Raw genomic sequence first — 2052 nt, forward strand, 5'->3', positions numbered from 1 at the left:
GCCTGTCGGCATTATTTCGGACATACTTTCGGCTCCATCATTTTCAACGGTTCTTTAATCGGATAATTGGGACTATTGTAGGTAGCGCAGGACGTCGTCACCTTCACCTGATCACAGGGTAAGAAATGCACCGTAATCCCACAGGTGCGCTGACCGGTATAATCGGGCACTGGCACTACCTGACTATGCTGGCGATTATTAGCTCGTAATTTATTACGCCAAGCTAAATATTTTTCTTCATCAGCAAAACCGGGAAACCCCTTTGTTGATGCTTCACCGGCCTCCCAATCCACCTTGACCGTCATCCCCGGTTTCCATTTCGCTGGCACGCTATAGCAGCAACCACCGCCACCGCCCTGATACGGCCCGATAATATCGATACCCGGCGTATCATCCACACTGAACCGGTTAATCGCCCACTTGGTATGGTTAATCGCAATAATCACGCCGGCCTGCGCCGGAAACTGGCTACACGCCGCCAGTAACAGGCATAAAACCGCCCATTTAAATCGGTGTTTTTTCATCTTTCTCTCCTTCATTGAGGGATAATCTGGCTTTGAGATGCTTAAGCACGAATGACGCCCGCTCATCATCCAGTGAGACCTGAGCGTCTGATGCCTCGACCATCAGGGCATAACAGAGGTTAAACAGATGTTCACGTGCCACATCCGGGTAGTCGCATGGCTTCAGTTGCGGCATTAGCAGATGAGCATCAGAAACGCACAGGAGAGACTCCAGCTGTTTATCGGTAAGATCGATTTTCCCGATAGGGTTATCAATTGTGCCTAAATCACCCGTCCCCAAAGCAAAGCGCGGGCTCTCATCGCGATCAAGCCAGCTCCAGAATAGAGCGGGCTGTAGGAATTGTTGTTGCTGTTCCTTATCCAAAATAGGGGATAACAGCATCGGAAAAATACGTGGATCAAAAAAGCGTAAAATCCCCGCCTGCCCTGCGTAAGCCGCGTCCACACACTGGATTAGGTGTTGCGACAACAAGTCAAATGACCAACGGGAACACAAAACCAACAATAATGATTGACGACCCAACGATAGAGTGATTTCCTGCATCCATTGCTGCTGGTCAAGTTGGGTTAAATCGATCCGCAGCAATATTGGGGCTGCATCCTTCCTCCCTTCTTCCGGCAACCCTTGGAACAACGAACACCACTTAATTTCAGGCAAAAAACTTTGCAGTGTCGGGATCAGGGAGAATTCCCCTCCGGACTGATCCACAATCATATCGAGATAATCAATCCCGCTATCCTTTACCAACGCCACCAAGATGGCGTGCCAGTCAGTTATTTGATGGTTATTCATCGGTTATTTCCTCAAAACAAACCCTTGCGCCATCTCCTGCGCTTTTTCCAGGCACTCTTTACACACGGATTCCGGCAAGTCAGGTAACGGAAAATCCTGTTTGGCCGGGGCATCCATTTTGTGCTGCCCTTTCAGGCTTAGCAGGCCCGGCCCATGAATTTCAATTTCTCCTGCCGGAGAGAGACGGATATAGGCACCGCCACACGCCAACGTCAGGCCATTTTTAGCGATAATCTGTACTTGCCCCTGCGTTGATTTGACGGTGACATCCTTTAACGCGGTAAGACCTAACTCATCCCCGTGGGATTCCATCGTGAATGGCCCTTTTCCTGAGACCAGACGCATTCCCTCTGTCTGCGCCAGTAAAGAGATGGCCTGAGTAGCATTCACCCCAATGCGGCAGGCACTGGCCATATGCACGTCGCCCGCACTTTGGGCATAGAGCGCCTGACCACTGTGCAACATCACAGTCTGCGGGCTGACAACACCGATACCCTCTGGCGCACTGAGTAACATAGCCGCCACTTTCAATTGATCCACGCCCTGTAAATAGGTTTTCAGGCTCTCGGTATCCGGTGAATAATTCAGGTGGTTTTTTGTCACCGCTCCCCATTCCATCACCTGATTGACCGCCCCCTTGACCAGACTGATCGCCGGGGCCATCGCCAGTACCCCCCCACGGGCTTTAGCCTGTTCATCCGCACTGATAAACAACCCCTTACCCGCGCGGATCGC

3 protein-coding genes are annotated in these 2052 nt (G+C 51.2%); all 3 read right to left on the reverse strand.

Features of this window, described 5'->3' with window-relative positions:
- Positions 1 to 11 precede the first annotated feature (11 nt).
- A complete protein-coding gene (locus tag BO26_RS18310) occupies positions 12 to 524 on the reverse strand; it encodes a Tli1a family immunity protein (RefSeq protein WP_036774018.1) in 513 nt (170 codons plus the stop codon).
- A complete protein-coding gene (locus BO26_RS18315; RefSeq protein ID WP_036774020.1) occupies positions 505 to 1317 on the reverse strand; it encodes a toxin Tle1 chaperone Tla1 in 813 nt (270 codons plus the stop codon). Before BO26_RS18315 ends, BO26_RS18310 begins: the two co-directional genes overlap by 20 nt.
- A gap of 3 nt (positions 1318 to 1320) precedes the next feature.
- Positions 1321 to 2052 (reverse strand): DUF2345 domain-containing protein (locus BO26_RS18320; protein ID WP_036774021.1); only part of this gene is annotated, 732 nt, incomplete at its 5' end.

The sequence above is a fragment of the Photorhabdus australis DSM 17609 genome (genome assembly GCF_000711895.1).
Classification (GTDB): Bacteria; Pseudomonadota; Gammaproteobacteria; order Enterobacterales; family Enterobacteriaceae; genus Photorhabdus; species Photorhabdus australis.